Genomic DNA, 18,430 nt, shown 5'->3' on the forward strand with positions numbered 1-18,430 from the left:
GTTCGACATGACCTCACCCATGACCCCCGAAGAAGTCGACGCCCTCGCGCGCAAGCGTGCAGGGGCCAAGATGGGTTGGTACACGCACGCGCTGGTGTTCACGCTCATCAACCTGTACTGGTTCCTCGCGTCGGACCTGGGCTTCGGCTACAAGACCTGGTCGCCGAAGCTGCTGCTCGGCTGGGGCCTAGGCCTCGCGCTGCACTTCATCGCCGTCTTCGTGCTGGGCGGCGGCAGCAGCCTGCGCGAACGCATGGTGCAGAAGGAACGCGAGCGCCTGCAGCGCGAACAGAATCGCATGCCGTGAAGCTCGACGGCCAGACCAAGCTCCAGCACTTCCTGCAGGTGCTGGCCTTCTGCCTGGCGATCGGCACCCTGCAGTTCGGCTTCCAGCCGGACAAGCCCTACGGCCCGCCGATGGTCTATTCGCTGCTGATCGGCACCTCCATCTGGGCGATCATCGACCTCGGGCGCGAGTTCTTCCCTTCGAGCCGCGAGACCGGCTGGCCGCAGGGCATCTGGGGCATCGGCATCGTGCTGCTCGGCATCGTCGGGGGCTACTTCATCGGCAACTTCACCGGCGACCTGATCTGCCGCAGCTTCAATCTCTATCCCCCCGGCCCGCCACCGGACAAGGCGAGCGACCTGCGCAACTCCATCCTCATCACCGCCATGGCGGGCGTCGCCGGGAGCTATTACTTCTACAGCGCCAACAAGAGCCGCTACCTCGAGCAGAAGATGGGCGAGGCGCGCAAGCACGCGAACGAGGCGCGCCTGAAATTGCTGGAGACGCAGCTGGAGCCGCACATGCTGTTCAACACGCTCGCCAACCTGCGCGCGTTGATCGGCGTGGACCCGGTGCGCGCGCAAGGCATGCTGGACCACATGATCGCGTACCTGCGCGCGACGCTGAATGCGTCGCGCAGCACGACGCACACGCTGCAATCCGAATTCGACCGGCTGCGCGACTACCTCGAGCTGATGGCGATCCGCATGGGGCCGCGGCTCGCGTACGCGCTGGACTTGCCGGAAGACCTCGCCGCGCTGCCCGTGCCCGCGCTGCTGCTGCAGCCCCTCGTGGAAAACAGCATCCAGCACGGGCTCGAGCCCAAGGTCGGCGGCGGGCGCATCGCGGTGAGCGCGCGGCGTGAAGGCGCGCGGCTGCTTCTCGAAGTGACGGACACGGGCGTCGGCCCGTCGCCAGGGTCGCCGCCGCCCGGCCAGGGTTTCGGCATGAGCCAGGTGCGCGAGAGGCTCGCCACGCTGTACGGCGCCGACGCGCAGATGGACTTCGGCACGGGCCCCGACGGCGGCGCGCGCACGCTGCTTCGACTTCCGCTGGCAGGTTGACATGACCGCCATGGCCACCGCCCTCATCGCCGAAGACGAACCGCTGCTCGCGGCGGCGCTGCAAGCCGAGCTTGCACGCGCCTGCCCCGAGCTGCAGATCGTGGCGACGGTCGGTGACGGCATCTCCGCCGTCGCGAAGTCGCTGGAGCTGCGGCCGGACGTCCTCTTCTTCGACATCCGCATGCCGGGGCAAAGCGGCCTCGACGCCGCCGCCGAACTCGCGGATGAATGGCCGCACGACCTGCCCTTCCCCGCCCTCGTCTTCATCACCGCCTATGACCAGTACGCGGTGCAGGCTTTCGAGACGCAGGCGGTGGATTACCTGCTCAAGCCCGTGCAATCCGCGCGCCTGCAAAAGACCGTGACGAAGGTCCGCGATGCACTGGCCAAGCGCACGCCGGGCGGCGACATGGAATCGACACTCGGCCAGCTGCGCCACCTGCTCGGCGCGATCGACAAGCCCGCCGGCGCGACGGAACTGCTCAAGGTGCTGCAGGTAAGCGTCGGCACGAGCATCCGCATGGTGCCGGTCGACGAGGTGATGTACTTCGAAGCGGCGGACAAGTACGTGCGGGTGCTCACCGGGGCGCACGAATACCTGATCCGCACGCCCCTCAAGGAGTTGCTGCCGCAGCTCGACAGCAAGCGCTTCTGGCAGGTCCATCGCGGCACCGTGGTGCGCGCCGACGCGATCGACAGCGTCACCCGCGACGAGGCGGGCAAGCTGCACCTGGCCCTGCACGGCCGCAAGGAAAAACTGCCCGTGAGCCGGCTTTACGCCCACCTCTTCAAGGCCATGTAGCAGCGGAAAATGTCCGTCATGCTTTGTGGTCCCCGTCCTACAGGGAAACGGGCGGGGCGCGGCTCTACTACAAGCCAATCACCCCGACTCCTCTGAGTCCCCTCCTCCTCCGGGGTGAGCTGGTCCGGCCCTCCGTCCCGCGACTGGCATGTTGCCCCCGAGCCCGAAAGCTCGGGGGCTCTTTTTTGTGCGGGGCGAATCGGCTCCCCCACGAAAAAAAAGCCCCCACCGCTTGCAGCGATGGGGGCCGAGCTTGGAGAACTCAGTGGTGAACGATGAACGCCGGAAAAATCAGTTCCAGTGACGGCCGCCGTGCGTGCGGTAGTAGCCGTGGTGGCGCGGACCGTAGTAGCGCGGGCCCACATACACGATAGGGGCCGGACGGTAGTACACCGGCGCGCTGTAGACGATGGGAGCGGGTTCGTAATAGACGGGAGCCGGGGCGGCGTAGACCACCGGGGCGCCGTAATAGACGGGCGCGTTGGACACGCCGAGCGACACGCCCGGGGCGACATTCGCGCCGACCGAGAAATAGACGTTGCTGCGGGCTTCGGCCACCGTGGCCACGCCGGCTGCGGCCAGGGCGAGCGCCGCGACGGCTGCTTTGCTGTAGAACTTCATGCTGTACTCCTGTGTTGATCTGTCTGGGGGAGCGTCCGAATCGCACCCATGCCTTGATTAAACGGGGCGAAAGCCTTCACGAATACCACTGCACAGTCAAAGTCGTTGCGACTCGTAACCCAACCACAGGTTTTATGTGACGGGAGTCACATTCTTGCGGCGCACCATAAAATGGTTTCAATATGCACGCCGCCCCCGACAAAGAGCCCCTCAAACCCAGCAACTTCCTTCGCCAGGTCATCGAACGCGACCTCGAACAAGGCACCTACGCCCAGCGCAAGTGGGCCGGCCACCCCGCCGACGCCCAGGAACACCAGCGAGGCGAGCCCGACCCGGCGCGCATCCGCACCCGCTTTCCGCCCGAGCCCAACGGCTACCTGCACGTGGGCCACGCGAAGAGCATCTGCCTGAACTTCGGCCTGGCGCGCGACTACGGCGGCGTGTGCCACATGCGCTTCGACGACACGAACCCGGAGAAGGAAGACCAGGAATACGTCGACAGCATCCTGGACGCGGTGAAGTGGCTCGGCTACAGCTGGGACGCCAACGGCACCAGCCACTACTACCACGCGAGCGATTACTTCGACTTTATGTACCGCGCGGCCGAGTACCTGATCGAAGCCGGCCTCGCCTATGTCGACGAGCAGAGCGCCGAGGAGATGCGGCACAACCGCGGCGACTTCGGCCGGCCCGGCACCGACAGCCCCTTTCGAAGCCGCAGCATCGACGAGAACCTGCAGCGCTTTCGCGACATGCGCGACGGCAAGCTCGCGGACGGCGCGGCCGTGCTGCGCGCGAAGATCGACATGGCGAGCCCGAACATCAACATGCGGGACCCCGCGATCTACCGCATCCGCCGCGCCACGCACCACAACACCGGCGACAAGTGGTGCATCTACCCGATGTACACCTATGCGCACCCGATCGAGGATGCGCTGGAGAACATCACGCACAGCCTGTGCACGCTGGAATTCGAGGACCAGCGCCCTTTTTACGACTGGCTCCTGGACCGCCTGAGCGAAGGCGGCCTGATCAACAAGCCCCACCCGCGCCAATACGAATTCGCGCGCCTGAACCTCACCTACGTGATCACCAGCAAGCGCAAGCTCAAGCAGCTGGTGGACGAGAAGCACGTGACGGGCTGGGACGACCCGCGCATGCCCACCATCGTCGGCATGAGGAGGCGCGGCTACACGCCCGAGAGCATCCAGCTCTTCGCGGAACGCATCGGCGTGACCAAGAGCGACAGCTGGATCGACTACAGCACGCTGGACCAGGCGCTGCGCGACGACCTCGACCCGAAGGCTGCCCGCGCGATGGCCGTGCTGGACCCGGTGAAGCTGGTGATCACCAACTGGGACGAGATCCACGGCGCAGGATTTCTGGATGCCTGCTCGGCGCCTGTGCACCCGCACGACGAAGCGCGGGGACGCCGCGAATTCAAGTTCGGCAAGGAACTGTGGATCGAGCGCACGGACTACGAGGACGTGCCGCCCAAGGGCTACAACCGTTTGTACCCGGGGAATCGCGTGCGCCTGAAGTACGGGCACGTGATCGAGTGCAAGGGCGCAACGAAGGACGCCGAGGGCCGCGTGACCGAAGTGCAGGCGGAGCTGGTGCCGGATACGAAGAGCGGCACGCCGGGCAGCGACAAGGTCAAGGTGAAGGGGGTGATCACCTGGGTGGCCGTTGCGGATGCGTTGAAGGCGGAAGTCCGGTTGTATGACCGGCTGTTTGCGGTGCCTCAGCCGGACACGACGGAGAAGGACTTCCATGAGGAACTGAACCCGGACAGCTTGACGGTGGCTACGGCGTATGTGGAGCCGTCGCTGGCGTCAGCGAAGGGGGATGAGAAGTTTCAGTTCGAGCGGCACGGATATTTTGTGGCGGATCGGAAGGACCACTTCTCAACCCTCGTGAGCACAAGTGAGCGCAAGCCAGTCTTCAACCGAGTGGCAGGCATGAAAGATAGTTGGGGTAAATAAACTCAACTGCAGCCCTGTTCGCTAATATTGGGCTTTGGCGAGACTCGTAAATCTGACATGTCGCATCCATCCGATGACCTTGGCAAAGCAGCTTTGCAACTACCACCCGCAGAGCGCGTTGCCCTGGTCGAACGTATTCTCGATAGCCTGGACGCGCCGGACAGTTCGCTCGACGCGCAGTGGGCAATGGAAGCGCAGGATCGCCTCGGCGCCTACAGGCGAGGCGAGATCCGAGCGGTGGAATTGTCGGAAGTCCTTGCGAAGTACCAAGTCACCCGCCAGGGATGAACGTCCGGCTACTCGCGCCAGCTCAGGTCGAGCTGGACGAAGCAGTCATCCGGTATGCGGAGCAAGCTCCCGGCCTTGGTGATGCATTCCTGATCGAAGTGATGAAGGTTTTCAATCTCATCGCGCAGTTCCCCCAGGCGTGGCATCCGCTGGCTCCTGATGTACGCCGCTGCCGCCTCAACCGGTTTCCTTACAGCGTCGTTTACTCCAACCAAGATGACGATGTGGTGGTCCTTGCGATTGCCCACCAGCATCGCAGCCCCACGTATTGGCGCAACCGCTAGTCTTTGGGGAAGCGCCGCCACCGGCGATGGAACTCGTACTCGGTGACCATCCTTGCACGTTCGAGTGCCTCCTGCTTCAATCGCCAGGTAGTTCGGGGAGAAGAGTATGCGCAAACCGGGCCGGTCGAGCTCGAAGTGGAGACCAGCGGACCGAGCGTTGGCCGCTGGTCTGGGAATGCTCGCGTTAGGGATGGCGCTGTTTGTCATCTCCTTTCTTATGCCGTCGCTCCCGGCTCTAGTTGCCGCATCCAACGGGATCCGAATCGCTGCGCCATATCCCTTACTTTTGGGTTTCTTCCTCTTGGCGGCTTGGGCCGCGATGCGTCCGCGCTCTCCCTCCGCCGAGCGCCCCGACAACCAGCCCGCGTTTTTCGGCAAGGACTCCACCGACTTCGTGTCGCAGCTTCCGCGCAAAGCGGCAGCAACCCCACCCCCTCGCACACACCGCGGACAACGCCCGCCGGCTATCGCATGGAGTCAACGCGTATTCGACGATATCGAGTGGCGTCGCTTCGAACTGGTTTGCTCAAGTCTGTTCGGCCAGGGCGGGTTCGAGACCCGTGCGCAGTCCCACGGCGCGGACGGCGGCGTGGATATCTGGCTGTATTCGCAACACGCCGAAGGCCCCGCCGCGGTTGTCCAGTGCAAGCACTGGATCGGCCGACAGGGGGGCGTGAAGGAGATGCGCGAGTTTTTCGGCGTCATGTCGTCGCACAAGTTGCAGCGTGGCACCTTCGCGACGAGTTCGACCTTCACTGCCGACGCGCAGCGCTTCGCGAAGGACAACGGTATCAGCGCGCTCGACGGGCAGAAACTACTGGCGCTGATCGCGACACGCACACCCGTGCAACAGGTAGAACTCCTGCAACTGGCGTATGAGGGCGAGTACTGGCGTCCCACTTGCGCCAGCTGCGGCATCAAGATGGTCGAACGGGATTCGAGGAAGGATGGCAAGTCGTTCTGGGGCTGCGCGAACTTTCCGAAGTGCCGCTCGACGCTGCCTATCCGCCAGGCGGCGTAGCGGCAGGATTTCCGGGCCGCCGAAGCGACGCCGCCACCCCCATCACCCACACCAACGCCATGACGGCCATCAATCCGAGCTTCACCGCACACACCCAGGCAATCACCGTCACCCACTCCACCCGCCACCACGCCAGCAAGTTCTCACCCATATCCGCCAGGACGAAACCGATCATCCACCAATGCACTTTCCTTGCGATCCACGGCAGTTGCTGGCCCTTCAGCACCGCCACCTTCGTCATCTGCCGCAGCGCCCATGCCATCGGATAAGCGATCCACAACGCGAGCGCAATCAGGATCGCCCAGTCCCTGCACAGCCCCGCGCGAATACTCGCTGCATCGCAGCCCGTCTTGCCTCCCCCGCTGAACGCCATGGCGAACAAGATCGCCACGATCAGCGCCAGCACCCATCCTCCCGCCAGCCACATCCACGCGCCCGCTGACCGCACTGCCGGTGTCGCGCCGGCCACAGGGTGCGCGCTGGCGTCGATCACCGCCGCCGCGTCCCGCTCGCGCGAGTTCATTCCCGTCCACACCCAGTAGGGGCTGTCCAGGGTCTGGTCGTGCATGGCCACGCCTGCATCGGGGATGTGCAGGTTCGGCTTCTCGACGATCAGGCCCTGCGCTCGCGCCTCCTGGACCATCCACGCCAGCGTCACGTTCGACAATCCATCGCGCTCGTACGATCCGCCCACGTCGCTGTGCACGCCGCGGAACCACCGCTCGTCGAAGCTGCGCACCGCCGCTTCTTCGGGCGTGAATTCGGGCGCGGTGTAGCCGCGCGGCTGGTACTTGCTGCGCGTCTCGTGCAGCGACATCGCATGGCGCACGTGCACAAAGCGCTTTCGCTCGAAGTCCTTCGAATTGCTGATCGACACGCCGCCGAGCAGGCCGCTGCCGATCGTCTCCACCGTGTCCCACACGCCGACGAAGTGCACGAGCGGCGTGCGGCCCAGCGAGAAGTTGTCGATCACGTCCTGCGTGAACGATTCGCGGTCGCGGCTCGGCTTGGCGAAGTAGTTGCGCACCAGCGTGCGGATCAGCGGCAGCCCCGGCGCATGCACCAGGCCGTACATGTTCACCATGCCGCCCACGGCCCGCGCGGTGAATGCGCCGCGCGAGAAGCCGAAGAGGTAGATGCGGTCACCTTCTTCGTGCGTGTGGGCCAGGTACTCGTAGGCCTGTGCGATGTTGTCGAACGCGCCGCTGCCCAGGGCGAGGCCGACCACCTGCCGGAAGAAGCCCGCGATCTTGCTCGAGATGCTCGCCGCGGGAAATTCGTTCGTCGTGCCCACGCCGGGATCGTAGTAAACGACTTGCGTCGGCCGGTGCGGCGCGTTCGGGCTGTCCTTGGCGAGCAGGCGCATCAGCTTCACGACGTTCGTGTCGTGGCTGTTGCCCAGGATGTTGCCCGTGCCGTCGAACAGCAGCACGAGGTTGCGGCCGGGCCGCGCGATCCAGCGCTCGGCCGCCTCCCGGCATTCGGCGAGCACGGCTTCGCGCGTGGGTGGGTGCGGCTTGGGTTTGGAAGGGTCGTCCGGCATCGCCGCAGGCTAAGGCAGGCCCGCCGCGGCCGCATCCTCCAATGTGAGGATGCGCCGGGCCATTCGGCGGCCGAAAATCGTCCCGCTCACGCGAAGGAGGTTCGCCATGACCTTCCCGGGGTACCGGTAGCGGATCGCAAGCAGACCCGGAGGTTCCCCAAAGCTTCCCCGAGTTTTCCTCTAGGCGGCGCCGCGCCGAATTGCTCTACGCTCCGCGTTCCACATCGCCAGGAGCAAAAATGCGCCGCACCCTCACCCGCCTCGCCGCCGTCTGCGGCGCCGCCGTCCTGCTGTCTTCCTGCGCCGGCATGTCCGGCAGCGGGATGTCCTTCTTCATCACCAGCGTCGGCTCCGGCAAGGGCGGCGACCTGGGCGGCATCGCCGGGGCGGATGCCCACTGCAAGATGCTCGCCGAAGGCGCCGGCGTCCGCGGCAAGACCTGGGCCGCCTACCTGAGCGCGCCCGCCAGCGGCGGCTCGCCGGCGGTCAATGCGCGCGACCGCATCGGCAACGGCCCCTGGTACAACGCGAAAGGCGCGCTCATCGCGCTCAACAATGCCGAGCTGCACGGCACCAACGGCATCACCAAGGAAACCGCGCTCGACGAAAAGGGCAACCGCATCAAGGTGCGCGGCGACACGCCCAACCAGCACGACATCCTCACCGGCTCCAACCCAGACGGCACGCTGGCACAAGCCGCGGACGCGTCCTGCCGCGCCTGGACGAGCAGCACCGACGGCTCCGCCATCGTCGGCCACGTGGACCGCACGGGCACGAATCCCGATCCGGTCAAGAACGCGTCATGGAATTCGTCGCACGGCACGCCCGGCTGCAGCACCGAGGCGCTGGCGCGCGTGGGCGGCGGCGGATTGTTCTATTGCATGGCGAAGTAAGCCGTCCGGACAGGAGCACAGGGCCGACAAACCCAATTTGGGTATAATCGACCCCATTATGGGTTCGAAACCCGCCCCAATCGATTCGCCCATGGCCGACGCGTTGTTTCCACGCGTGCGTCAACGCGTGCTCGCCCTTCTTTTCGGCAATCCGGACCGCAGCTTCTTTTCCAATGAGGTGGTGGCTTTGGTCCAGTCCGGCACCGGAGCAGTGCAACGCGAGCTGGCCGGCTTGAGCCAGGCAGGTCTGTTGACCGTTACCACCCGCGGAAACCAGAAGCATTACCAGGCAGACCGGGAGGCTCCGGTCTTCGCCGAACTGCGGGGACTGGTCCTCAAGACCTCCGGTCTGGTCGACGTGCTGCGCGTCGCGCTTGCGCCCCTTGCATCCGGCATCTCTGCCGCATTCGTCTTTGGATCCATCGCAAAGCACGAAGACACGAAGAGCAGTGACGTCGACTTGCTCATCGTTTCCGATGCGCTGGGTTACGCGGATGTCTTCTCGGCACTGGAAAATGCTGCCGACATCGTCGGACGCAAGATCAACCCTACGCTCTATACACATGCTGACCTCGCCAAACGCATGAAGCAGGCCAGCGCTTTCACGACACGCGTGATGAAGCAGCCCAAGATGTGGGTCGTCGGCTCGGAGGACGCGCTTCGTGTCTGATGCACTTTCAAACCTGAGTGGACCGGGCAAGCAGTTGCGTGCGGAACCGCCGGACGCGCACGAGTGCGACGGTCTGCAACGCACCGGACTGGCTCGTTTGGCGGACGCCCGCAATGTGACTCTCGCGCTCGAGAGCCGGTTCGACCTCGCGTACAACGCTGCCCATTCGCTCTGCCTTTGCGCCCTTCGCGCAAGGGGCTATCGCGCGTCCAATCGCTACATCGTCTTCCAGGTGCTGCCTCATACCCTGGGTCTCGGCCCGGAGGTCTGGCGAGTGCTCGACAAGTGCCATCAGACGCGAAATCTGGGCGAGTACGAAGGCCTTCTGGACATCAGCGAGCGGCTCGTTTCGGATCTGATCACGGCGACTCAGGCGGTGGCAGACGCACTGTCAAGGTAAGCTGTCCACGAACTTCAATTTGGGGCCTTCTCCATGCGCATTGTTTTCTTCGCACTTCTCGCAGCACTGGCCGGATGCGCATCCACGCCGTCGCAAACCCCCTCGCCCGAGCGCTTCGCAGCACTCGTCGCCGCGCCCGACCGCGCGGCGGCGGATCGCGTGACGGACGTCCGCCGCAAGCCCGCCGAAACGCTCGCCTTCATCGGCGTGCAACCCGGCTGGGTCGCGCTGGACGTGAGCGCGGCGCGCGGTTACACGACGGAGCTGATCGCGCGTGCCGTCGGCCCCGGCGGCAAGGTCTACGCGCAGTCGCCACCGCGTCGCGCCACGCCTGCACCGGCGCCGGCGCAGCCGGAGGGCGCGTCGGCACCTCCTGCGCCCAACGCATCCACCACACCGCCCGCGCCCACGCTCGCGGAACGCGCCGCGAGGCCGGCGGGCGCCAACATCGTCATCGTGTCGCGGCCCTTCGAAGACCCGGCGCCGCCCGAGGTTTCCGCCGGCGCGCTCGACCTCGTGACACTGATGTTCAACTACCACGACTTCGGCCACATGGGCGTGGACCGCGCGAGCGTCAATCGCGCCGTGTTCAAAGCTCTCAAGCCGGGCGGTGTGTATGTGATCGCCGATCACTCCGGCCGCGCGGGCACGGGCATCTCCGAAGCGGGGACGCTGCACCGGGTCGAGGAAGATTTCGTCAAGCGCGAAGTCGAGGCCGCAGGCTTCCGGCTCGCGGCTCGCGGAGACTACATGCGCAATCCGGCGGACCCGCGCGACAGGAACACGCCGGAGCCGCCCATGCCCAAGGACGAATTCGTGCTGAAGTTCGTCAAGCCGGCAAGGTAGCGCCCGCCTGCTGCTGCAGTTCGGCCAGCCAGAGCCGATAGCCCTCGTCGCTGGGGTGCAGCCCGTCCTTCGCGTGCATCGCCCGTGGCCGCTGCGCGAACGGGTCCGCGCTGCGCGGCTTGTACAGATCCACATACGACGCGCCGTGGCGCTGCGCCTGCTCGCGCACCACCGCATGCAGCATCCGCGAGCGCCGCGCCATGAGCCACGCCAGCGGGCGGAAGAAGAACGGCGCATTGCCCACGTTGCCCGGCGGCATCAGGATCACCCGCGTGCCGCGCAGGCGGGCGAGCGCGGCCACCTTGGCAACGCTGACGCGCAAAGCGCTTTCACTGGTGAAGCGGATCACGTCGTTGCCGCCGCCCAGCACCAGCACGGTGTCGAAGGTTTCGCTGTCCTGCAGCAGCTGGCGCACGAAGTCCTCGTACTTCGCGCCATCGGCCGCGCGGTTGACGAGGCGCAGCCCCGGATGCGCCGATGCGATCAGCCCGGCGACACTTGCCGCGGGCCCGCTCGCGCCCGTGCCCACAGCGGTGCTGTCGCCCACGATCAGCAGGCTTTGCGAGGCGCCTTGCGGGAAGGCCTGGAAGGGCTCGCTCGTTCTCGCGAGCGACTGGGCGCTGCGGATGCGCCAGGTAGCCAGACCGGCGGTGCCCAGCAACGCCACCGCCGCGGCGACGCCCAGGGCCAGCGCCCAGGGTGGGGAGCCACGGCGCGCGGCGGGCGGGAAGGGAAGAAGCTGTCTTTGGATCATGGTGCCCATGCTAGGGAGCGAGCCTTCCCTGCCCTGTAGGACATCGGCCTCTTGGCCATTACCAGAAGATAAGCTCTACCGAAGTACGCGCCCCAACTCTACAATTGGAACTTTTGTGGAATAGACGTGATGCTTCCCCTCGAACTTGCCATCTGGAGCGCCGCCGCGGGCGCCATCGCCCTCGTGGTGGTGGTGGGCCTGGTCGATTTCGCGCTGGTGCGCTCGCGGTCGGCGGCCAAGGGTGCGGGCTACAACCTGGCGACGCTCGTGTTCGTCCTTTCCCTCAGCGGCTTGCCGCCGGCCCTCCTGCCCGAGTTGCGCGGCCAGGCCCTGGCCGTGCTGCAGGTGCTGATCGGCCCCCTGTGCGGCTGCCTGGGCAACTACTGGGTGCGGGGCTGGCTGGGCGCGCGCCATCGCGACCGGCTGATGGATTCCAGCCTGCTGGCCTATTCGATCTTCGCTCCCTTCGCGGGGCTCGCCTGTCTGGCGCTTCCGCAGCCCCAGCAGCTTCCCGCCGCTGCCGTCATCGTGCTGGTGAACTCCGGGCTCATCGTCTGGCTGAGCGTTCGTGCGTGGCTCATGGGCGATGCGCTGGCGCTGGGAATCGCCGCGGGTGCCCTGCTCATGCTGCCCGCCGCGGGCGGCCTCTACGCCATGGCCCTCGGCATCCCGGGGATCGGCCCCGGCTGGCAGGCCGCGATCGCCTTCAACAGCGTCGCCTGCGTGGCCGTGCTGGGGATGATGTTCCGCAAGCGCCACCAGCTCGCACGCAGGATGCGCGGCGACCGGCCCGTGCATTCGCAATTCGACGCCGTCACCCGGCTGCCGAGCGGTGCGTCCTTCGTGCGCGCGCTCATCCGCGCGCAGGAGCGGCGCCGCATCACGCGCCGCGACGGTGCGGTGCTCGCCGTCATCCTGTTCGACACCGACCGCATCGTGGCGCAAACGGGGCCCGCCACCATGAACGAGCTGTACCTGCAGGTGGCGCAGTGCCTGCAACAGCAGCTCGGCGTGATGAACCCCGTGGGCCGCTACTGGGACCGCTGCTTTGTCGGCCTGGCCGAGACGATCCATTCCCCTGCCGCGATGCGCACGCTGGGCCTGCGCGTGGCGACCAGCCTGCGCATGCCCATGGAAGTGAACGCGCCGGACGGCCGGGTGGTCACGGTGCGGCTGGAGGTGGGCGTGGGCGTGGTGCACCTGGGGCGGGAGCCGCTCCAGGTGGAAGACGTGCTGCACGACGCGCAGCATCTGGCAGAGGCGGCACGGTGCTGCGCCTCGCGGGCAGCCACGCGCGACCCCGTCAGTGGCCAGGTGGTGCCGGTGGAGCACGCGCAACTGGGCAAGCGCAGGCGCATCCGCGCGGGCAAGCCGCCGCGCATCGCACAGGCCTGAGGCTTCAGCCCTTCGCCGCTTCCCCGCCTCCAACCATCCACGGCGTGCCGAACTTGTCCGTGACCATGCCGAAGGATTCGATCCAGAAGGTCTTGCTCATGGGCATGGTGACCTTGCCGCCTTCCGCGAAGGCGTCGAAGGCCTTCTTCGCCTCGCCCGCGCTCGGGTAGTTCAGCGACAGCGCGAAGCCGCCTTGCGCCGGCACCGGCTGGCCAGGCGGCGCGTCGGAGGCCATCAGGTTCCGGCCGTCGACGAGCAGGTGGGCGTGCATGATCCTGTCCTTGCCCTCCGCGCCGCACTGGTTGGGGTCCGGCGACTGCGCGTAGGTCATCATGGACATCATCTGGCCGCCGATCACCTCCTGGTAGAAGGTCATCGCGGCCCGGCAGTCGCCGTTGAAGAAGAGGTAGCTGTCGAGCATCGGCATGGTGGGTTCTCCTGTGAGGCGGCGCGCCCCGTGGCTCGCCTCCTCCACGACGAACGGGGCCCCTTCCATTCGACATCCGCCCCGCAAATCCTTCGCTTCGGGCATTCCCTCACGGTCCCGCGATGGCAAGCGCGGCGGATTTGTGTCATCGTGGTTCTTTGCCAGCAGGTGGTTGCCTTCACAGGGAGCGCCGAATGAGCATGACGGAACTCGCGATCTGGTGCGCGGCGGCCGGGGCGATCGCCCTCGTGGTGATCCTCTGCCTCGTGGACCTGGCCATGGTCGCCACCCTCGCCGCGGCGCAGGGCGCGGCGTACAACCTGGCCGCGCTGGCCTTCGTCCTGCTCCTGAGCGGCGTCCCGCAGGCCATCTTCCCCGCCATCCGCGGCCCGTCCCTGCAGGTGGCGCAGGTCCTCATCGGCCCGCTGTGCGTGTGCCTTGGCAATTACTGGGTACGCGGCTGGCTCGCGGCGCGCGAACGGGACCGCCTGATGGACATGTGCCTGCTCGGCTCCGCGGTGTTCGCGCCCGCCGCGGGCCTCTTCGCCCTCCTGGCACTGCAGCCCTCGCAGCAGCTCCCCGCCGTCGCCGTGGTGGTGCTGGTGAACACGGGGCTCGTGGTCTGGATGAGCGTGCGGGCCTGGCTGTTCGGGGACAGGCTCGCCCTGGGCATCGCGATCGGCAGCGTGCTGATGCTCCCCGCGGTCGGCGGCCTCTATGCGGTGGCGCTGGGCATCCCCGGCATCGGCGCCGGTTGGCAGGCGGGCGTCGCGCTCTTCACCGTCCTGTGCGTAGCCGTTATCGGGATGATGCTGTGGAAGCGCAACCAGCACGCCCAGCGCTCGCGTGGATTCGAGCCCGTGCAATCGCAATACGACCCCCTCACCAAGCTGCCCGGCGGCCAGCCCTTCGTACGCGCGCTGGTGCGGGCGCAGGAGCGCAGGCGCCTCACGCGGCGCGACCGCGCGGTGCTGGCGGTGATCATCTTCTCGCCCGAGCGCATCGTGTCGCAGGCCGGCGTGGCGGGCCTCAACGAGGTGTACCTGCATATCGCGCAGCGGCTGCAGCGCCAGGTGGGCATCATGAATCCCGTGGGGCGCTACTGGGACCGCTGCTTCGTCGCGCTCGTCGAAACCATCCACTCGCCGGCCGCGCTGCGCACGCTCGGCCTGCGTGTGGCCAGCAGCCTGCGTCACCCCATGCAGGTGAACGCACTGGACGGCCACAGCATCCAGGTGAAGTGCGAGATCGGCGTCGGCGTGGTGCACATGGATCGTCAGCCGGAGGCGGTGGAGGACCTGCTGCACCAGTCGCAGCGGCTGGCGGAGGCGGCGCGCCACATGCCGTCGCGCGCCGCGATGCGCGATCCGGTGAGCGGCGAGGCCGTGCCCGTGGAGCATGCGCAGATCGGTGGGCGCCGCCGCGCGCGCTCGGGGCATGTGCCGCACGCCGCGCCGCACGTGACGGGCGCGATGCATCACGCCAACGGCCACGCGGCGCGGCCGCGCGCGTGACGGGACTTCAACCCCGTTGCGCGGCGTGCGGAGGTGCGCCGGCGTCGGCTTCGGCCTCGGCGTAGATCTTGCCGCCGGGTGTGAGCGCGCTGTGCTCGCGGCGCGAGCGCAGCAGCGGGTAGAACATCTCCGTGAACCAGCGCTCCTTGCCGAAGATCAGGTCGTCCTGCAGGCCGACCTTCTCCGGGTACCGGCGGGTAATGTGCGCGGTGCCGAACAGCACGTCCCAGAAGAAGAGCAGGTTGCCGAAATTGCCGGTGTAGTGGCCGACGCCGTCGGTGTTGGTGAGCGCGTGGTGGGCCCAGTGCGTCGCCGGCGTGGAGATCGTGCGCTCCACGACCCACATGAGCGGGGAGAGCGCCTTGATGCGATAGAGCGGCTCGTCCCAGCGCACCGCGCTGTGCGCGCCCATGATGACAGTCAGCTTGACGATCACGTAGGCCAGGTAGACGTCGCCGAATCCGAGGTAGATGAGCGCGCCGGACACCCACAGCCCCGGCATCATGAGGTAGTAGAAAAAGTTGTTGCGGTAGGTGATGCGCAGGCTCATGTAGTGCGCGGTGTGGTGGGCGCGGTGCAGCGGCCAAAGCATCGGCGTATGCGAGACGCGGTGCCACCAGTACTGCGTCATGTCGTCGCCGACCAGCAGGATCGCCGCCATCATCCACCACGGCAGGCCCGCCCAGGCGCCCCGCCACTGGGGAAACCACAACTCACCGGCCTTGCCGACCACGGCGAAGATGAAGGGTTGGGTGAAAGCCACGAGGCTCACGAACATGAACAGCTCGAGCTTGCCGTCGTCCGCCGTGGCGTGGAAGTCCCGGTATCGCCCCGAGATGAATTCCGCGGCGGCGAAGCCCAGGATGATCGCCACCAGGATCAGGTTTTGCGTCGCGTTCATCGCGTTGTCTCCATGTCGTGCGCAAATTCTCGAAGCGCCACGATCATGCGTCCAATGCATTCTGATCCGATAATCAATGCCTTCAAAGCATTGTCTTCGCAGGAGGCCCCATGGACCTGAGACGGATGTCGCACCTCGTGGCGCTGGAGGAGGAACGCAATTTCGGCCGCGCCGCCGAGCGCGTCCACGTGACGCAACCGGCCTTCAGCCGCAGCGTGCAGGCGGCGGAAGCGGAGCTCGGCCTGCTCCTGTTCGAGCGGGGTCCCTTGCAGGTGAGGCCCACGGCTGCCGGCACCTTCGTGGTCGAGCGTGCGCGCAAGCTGCTGTTCGACAACCATTGCCTGCAGCGCGACATCGGCCTGTTCCGCGGCAGGCAGCTCGGCAACATTTCCTTCGGGGTCGGCCCCTTCCCCGCGGCGACGCTGCTCGAGCCGCTGATGCGCGAATTGCGCGCGAAGCACCCGGCCGTGCAGGTGCGGGTCGAGGTGAACAACTGGAAGTACCTCGCGGAGCACCTGCGCGTCGAGGAAATCGATTTCTTCGTGGCGGACATCCGGGACGTGCCGCGCGACGGGGACCTCGCGATCAAGAGCATCGGACGGCAGCGCGGCCGCTTCTACGTGCGCACCGGCCATCCGCTCCTGGCGCGCAGGAACCTGAAGCCCGCCGCGATGGCCGCGTACGGCCTCGCGAGTGTCAGGCTGCCCAACGAGATGAAAGCGGTCGTTTGCCAATTGCTCGGGCTGGCCACGGACGCCGCCTTGCCCGTCGTGCTCGAATGCGACGACGTGCACCTGCTCAAGCGGGTCGCGCTGACAAGCGATACCGTGCTGGCCTCCACCGATCCCGCCGTCCAGGAGGAGGTGAAGGCCGGCCGCCTGCACGCGCTGTCGCTGCGCGGGCTGCCTGCGCTCTACAACGAAATGGGGATCGTTTCCCTGCTGGGGCGCAGCCATTCGCCGATGGCGGAGGTCGCGGTGAAATTTCTCGCGTCCGCCGCAAGGGCGGGCAGCGCGCTCAACTCTTGAGCCGGTAGCCCGTCTTGAAGATCCAGGCCACGCCCGCCAGGCACAGGCCCATGAAGACCAGCGTCATCACCAGGCTCACGCCGACGCTCACGTCCGACACGCCGTAGAAGCTCCAGCGAAAGCCGCTGATCAGGTACACGACCGGGTTGAAGAGCGTCACCTTCTGCCAGAACGCCGGCAGCATGTCGATGGAATAGAAGCTGCCGCCCAGGAAGGTGAGCGGCGTGATGATGAGCGTCGGGATGAACTGCAGCTTCTCGAAGCCGTCCGCCCAGATGCCGATGATGAACCCGAGCAGGCTGAAGGTGAGCGCGGTGAGCGCGAGGAACAGCAACATGAAGCCGGGGTGCATGATCTTGAGCGGCACGAAGAGCGCGGCGGTCGCAAGGATGATGATGCCGAGCATCACGGACTTCGTCGCGGCGGCGCCGACGTAGGCGATCACGAGTTCCAGCGTGGACACCGGCGCCGACAGCAGCTCGTAGATGGTCCCTGTGAACTTCGGGAAGTAGATGCCGAACGATGCATTGCTGATGCTCTGCGTGAGCAGCGACAGCATCACCAGCCCCGGCACGATGAACGCACCGTAACTCACGCCGCCGACCTCCGGGATGCGCGAGCCGATGGCCGAGCCGAAGACGACGAAATACAGCGAGGTGGAGACCACCGGCGAGACGATGCTCTGCACCAGCGTGCGGAAGGTGCGCGCCATTTCGAACCGGTAGATCGCGCGGACGGCGTAGAGGTTCATGCGTGCTCCCCGCCATGCACCAGGCTCACGAAGATGTCTTCGAGCGAGCTCTGGCTGGTCTTGAGGTCCTTGTAGGCGACGCCGGCCTCCTCCAGGTCCTGCAGCAGTTTCGCGATGCCGGCGTGGTCGCCCTTGGCGTCGTAGGTGTAGGTGAGCTCGTTGCCGTTCGCACCGAGCTGCAGCGGATACGCCGCGAGCGCGCCGGGCACCTGCTGCAGCGGATGCGCGAGCTGCAGCGTCAGTTGCTTCTTGCCGAGCTTGCGCATCAGTTCATGCTTGTCTTCCACGAGGATGATCTCGCCCTTGTTGATCACGCCGATGCGGTCGGCCATCTGCTCGGCCTCGTCGATGTAGTGCGTGGTGAGGATGATCGTCACGCCCGATTCGCGCAGCTGGTGCACGAGCGCCCACATCTCCTGGCGCAGCGTCACGTCCACGCCCGCGGTGGGCTCGTCGAGGAACAGCAGCTGCGGTTCGTGCGAAAGCGCCTTCGCGATCAGCAACCGGCGCTTCATGCCGCCGGACAGCTGGCGGATCTGGTTGTCCTTCTTGTCCCAGAGCGAGAGCTCGCGCAGCACCTTCTCGATGTGCGCGGGGTTCTTCGGCTTGCCGAACAGGCCGCGGCTGAAGGTGGTGGTGTTCCACACCGTCTCGAAGGCGTCGGTGGTGAGCTCCTGCGGCACGAGGCCGATCAGCGATCGCGCCGCGCGGTAGTCCGCCAGGATGTCGTGGCCGTCCACGGTGATCTTGCCCGAGGACGCGTTGACGATGCCGCACACGATGCTGATGAGCGTGGTCTTGCCCGCGCCGTTGGGCCCGAGCAGCGCGAAGATTTCCCCGCGGCGAATCTGCAGGCTGACGTTCTTGAGTGCGGAAAAGCCGGTGGCGTAGGTCTTGGAGACCTGGTCGATGGTGAGGATCGCGTCGGGCATGTGGGCGCGAAGCGTAACTGAAATC

21 protein-coding genes are annotated in these 18,430 nt (G+C 66.5%); 14 read left to right on the plus strand and 7 right to left on the minus strand.

What is annotated here, in order from left to right:
• Nucleotides 1–7: 7 nt before the first annotated feature.
• From I5803_RS06875 to I5803_RS06885, 3 genes are read left to right on the plus strand one after another with little or no spacing between them, the layout of a single operon-like run.
• Nucleotides 8–307: a 2TM domain-containing protein gene (locus tag I5803_RS06875; RefSeq protein WP_196985633.1), complete on the plus strand. Its 300-nt coding sequence runs from the start codon at nt 8–10 to the stop codon at nt 305–307.
• On the plus strand, nt 304–1,350 hold the full coding sequence (locus I5803_RS06880) for a sensor histidine kinase (protein ID WP_196985634.1): 1,047 nt from the start codon (nt 304–306) through the stop codon (nt 1,348–1,350). Before I5803_RS06875 ends, I5803_RS06880 begins: the two co-directional genes overlap by 4 nt.
• Before the next feature lies 1 nt (nt 1,351).
• A complete protein-coding gene (locus tag I5803_RS06885) occupies nt 1,352–2,152 on the plus strand; it encodes a LytR/AlgR family response regulator transcription factor (RefSeq protein WP_196985635.1) in 801 nt (266 codons plus the stop codon).
• Nucleotides 2,153–2,443: 291 nt separating this feature from the next.
• Here the strand turns inward: I5803_RS06885 and I5803_RS06890 are convergent, their stop codons facing one another.
• Complete coding sequence (locus I5803_RS06890) at nt 2,444–2,773, minus strand: hypothetical protein (protein WP_196985636.1); 330 nt, start codon at nt 2,771–2,773, stop codon at nt 2,444–2,446.
• A gap of 182 nt (nt 2,774–2,955) precedes the next feature.
• On the opposite strand from I5803_RS06890, the gene I5803_RS06895 reads away from it, so the two are divergent.
• The 4 genes from I5803_RS06895 (at nt 2,956) to I5803_RS06910 (ending at nt 6,351) form a co-directional block, all read left to right on the plus strand.
• Entirely contained in the window at nt 2,956–4,758 is a 1,803-nt protein-coding gene (locus I5803_RS06895) for a glutamine--tRNA ligase/YqeY domain fusion protein (protein WP_196985637.1), read from the plus strand.
• Nucleotides 4,759–4,815: 57 nt separating this feature from the next.
• Nucleotides 4,816–5,046: an addiction module protein gene (locus I5803_RS06900; protein WP_196985638.1), complete on the plus strand. Its 231-nt coding sequence runs from the start codon at nt 4,816–4,818 to the stop codon at nt 5,044–5,046.
• Nucleotides 5,043–5,330, plus strand: a complete 288-nt coding sequence (locus I5803_RS06905; protein WP_196985639.1) for a type II toxin-antitoxin system RelE/ParE family toxin — start codon at nt 5,043–5,045, stop codon at nt 5,328–5,330. The genes I5803_RS06900 and I5803_RS06905 overlap by 4 nt, the downstream gene beginning before the upstream one ends.
• 190 nt (nt 5,331–5,520) lie before the next feature.
• Nucleotides 5,521–6,351 carry a restriction endonuclease gene (locus tag I5803_RS06910; RefSeq protein ID WP_231402362.1) on the plus strand — a complete coding sequence of 277 codons (831 nt, stop codon included), beginning with the start codon at nt 5,521–5,523 and terminating at the stop codon, nt 6,349–6,351.
• Here I5803_RS06910 and I5803_RS06915 read toward each other — a convergent pair.
• Complete coding sequence (locus I5803_RS06915) at nt 6,332–7,894, minus strand: T6SS phospholipase effector Tle1-like catalytic domain-containing protein (protein WP_196985641.1); 1,563 nt, start codon at nt 7,892–7,894, stop codon at nt 6,332–6,334. The two genes, I5803_RS06910 and I5803_RS06915, sit on opposite strands and share 20 nt — an antisense overlap.
• A 239-nt stretch (nt 7,895–8,133) precedes the next feature.
• Between I5803_RS06915 and I5803_RS06920 the strand changes: the two genes are divergently transcribed.
• The 4 genes from I5803_RS06920 to I5803_RS06935 all read left to right on the plus strand — a co-directional run bounded on the left by I5803_RS06920 (nt 8,134) and on the right by I5803_RS06935 (nt 10,703).
• Complete coding sequence (locus I5803_RS06920; protein ID WP_196985642.1) at nt 8,134–8,787, plus strand: hypothetical protein; 654 nt, start codon at nt 8,134–8,136, stop codon at nt 8,785–8,787.
• A 91-nt stretch (nt 8,788–8,878) separates the two neighbouring features.
• A complete protein-coding gene (locus tag I5803_RS06925) occupies nt 8,879–9,457 on the plus strand; it encodes a nucleotidyltransferase domain-containing protein (RefSeq protein WP_231402363.1) in 579 nt (192 codons plus the stop codon).
• Nucleotides 9,450–9,857 carry a hypothetical protein gene (locus I5803_RS06930; RefSeq protein WP_196985644.1) on the plus strand — a complete coding sequence of 136 codons (408 nt, stop codon included), beginning with the start codon at nt 9,450–9,452 and terminating at the stop codon, nt 9,855–9,857. Before I5803_RS06925 ends, I5803_RS06930 begins: the two co-directional genes overlap by 8 nt.
• Before the next feature lie 33 nt (nt 9,858–9,890).
• A complete protein-coding gene (locus tag I5803_RS06935; protein WP_196985645.1) occupies nt 9,891–10,703 on the plus strand; it encodes a class I SAM-dependent methyltransferase in 813 nt (270 codons plus the stop codon).
• Here I5803_RS06935 and I5803_RS06940 read toward each other — a convergent pair.
• Nucleotides 10,687–11,457: an SGNH/GDSL hydrolase family protein gene (locus I5803_RS06940; protein ID WP_196985646.1), complete on the minus strand. Its 771-nt coding sequence runs from the start codon at nt 11,455–11,457 to the stop codon at nt 10,687–10,689. The genes I5803_RS06935 and I5803_RS06940 overlap by 17 nt on opposite strands.
• A gap of 129 nt (nt 11,458–11,586) precedes the next feature.
• Here I5803_RS06940 and I5803_RS06945 point away from each other — a divergent pair, with 129 nt between their 5' ends.
• A complete protein-coding gene (locus I5803_RS06945; protein WP_196985647.1) occupies nt 11,587–12,852 on the plus strand; it encodes a 7TM diverse intracellular signaling domain-containing protein in 1,266 nt (421 codons plus the stop codon).
• 4 nt (nt 12,853–12,856) lie between these two features.
• On the opposite strand, the gene I5803_RS06950 is transcribed toward I5803_RS06945, so the two are convergent.
• Nucleotides 12,857–13,279 (minus strand): VOC family protein, encoded by a 423-nt coding sequence (locus tag I5803_RS06950; protein WP_196985648.1) that lies wholly within the window; start codon nt 13,277–13,279, stop codon nt 12,857–12,859.
• A gap of 194 nt (nt 13,280–13,473) precedes the next feature.
• Between I5803_RS06950 and I5803_RS06955 the strand changes: the two genes are divergently transcribed.
• Nucleotides 13,474–14,793, plus strand: coding sequence for a diguanylate cyclase domain-containing protein (locus I5803_RS06955; protein ID WP_196985649.1), 1,320 nt, complete (start codon nt 13,474–13,476; stop codon nt 14,791–14,793).
• A 7-nt stretch (nt 14,794–14,800) separates the two neighbouring features.
• Here I5803_RS06955 and I5803_RS06960 read toward each other — a convergent pair whose 3' ends face one another.
• On the minus strand, nt 14,801–15,694 hold the full coding sequence (locus I5803_RS06960; protein ID WP_196985650.1) for a sterol desaturase family protein: 894 nt from the start codon (nt 15,692–15,694) through the stop codon (nt 14,801–14,803).
• Between the two features lie 110 nt (nt 15,695–15,804).
• Between I5803_RS06960 and I5803_RS06965 the strand changes: the two genes are divergently transcribed.
• Nucleotides 15,805–16,722, plus strand: a complete 918-nt coding sequence (locus I5803_RS06965) for a LysR family transcriptional regulator (RefSeq protein WP_196985651.1) — start codon at nt 15,805–15,807, stop codon at nt 16,720–16,722.
• Here the strand turns inward: I5803_RS06965 and I5803_RS06970 are convergent.
• Nucleotides 16,712–17,473 (minus strand): ABC transporter permease, encoded by a 762-nt coding sequence (locus tag I5803_RS06970; RefSeq protein ID WP_196985652.1) that lies wholly within the window; start codon nt 17,471–17,473, stop codon nt 16,712–16,714. The two genes, I5803_RS06965 and I5803_RS06970, sit on opposite strands and share 11 nt — an antisense overlap.
• Nucleotides 17,470–18,405, minus strand: coding sequence for an ABC transporter ATP-binding protein (locus I5803_RS06975; protein ID WP_196985653.1), 936 nt, complete (start codon nt 18,403–18,405; stop codon nt 17,470–17,472). Before I5803_RS06975 ends, I5803_RS06970 begins: the two co-directional genes overlap by 4 nt.
• Between the last annotated feature and the right edge of the window lie 25 nt (nt 18,406–18,430).

The organism is Caenimonas aquaedulcis, assembly GCF_015831345.1.
Classification (GTDB): domain Bacteria; phylum Pseudomonadota; class Gammaproteobacteria; order Burkholderiales; family Burkholderiaceae_C; genus Ramlibacter; species Ramlibacter aquaedulcis.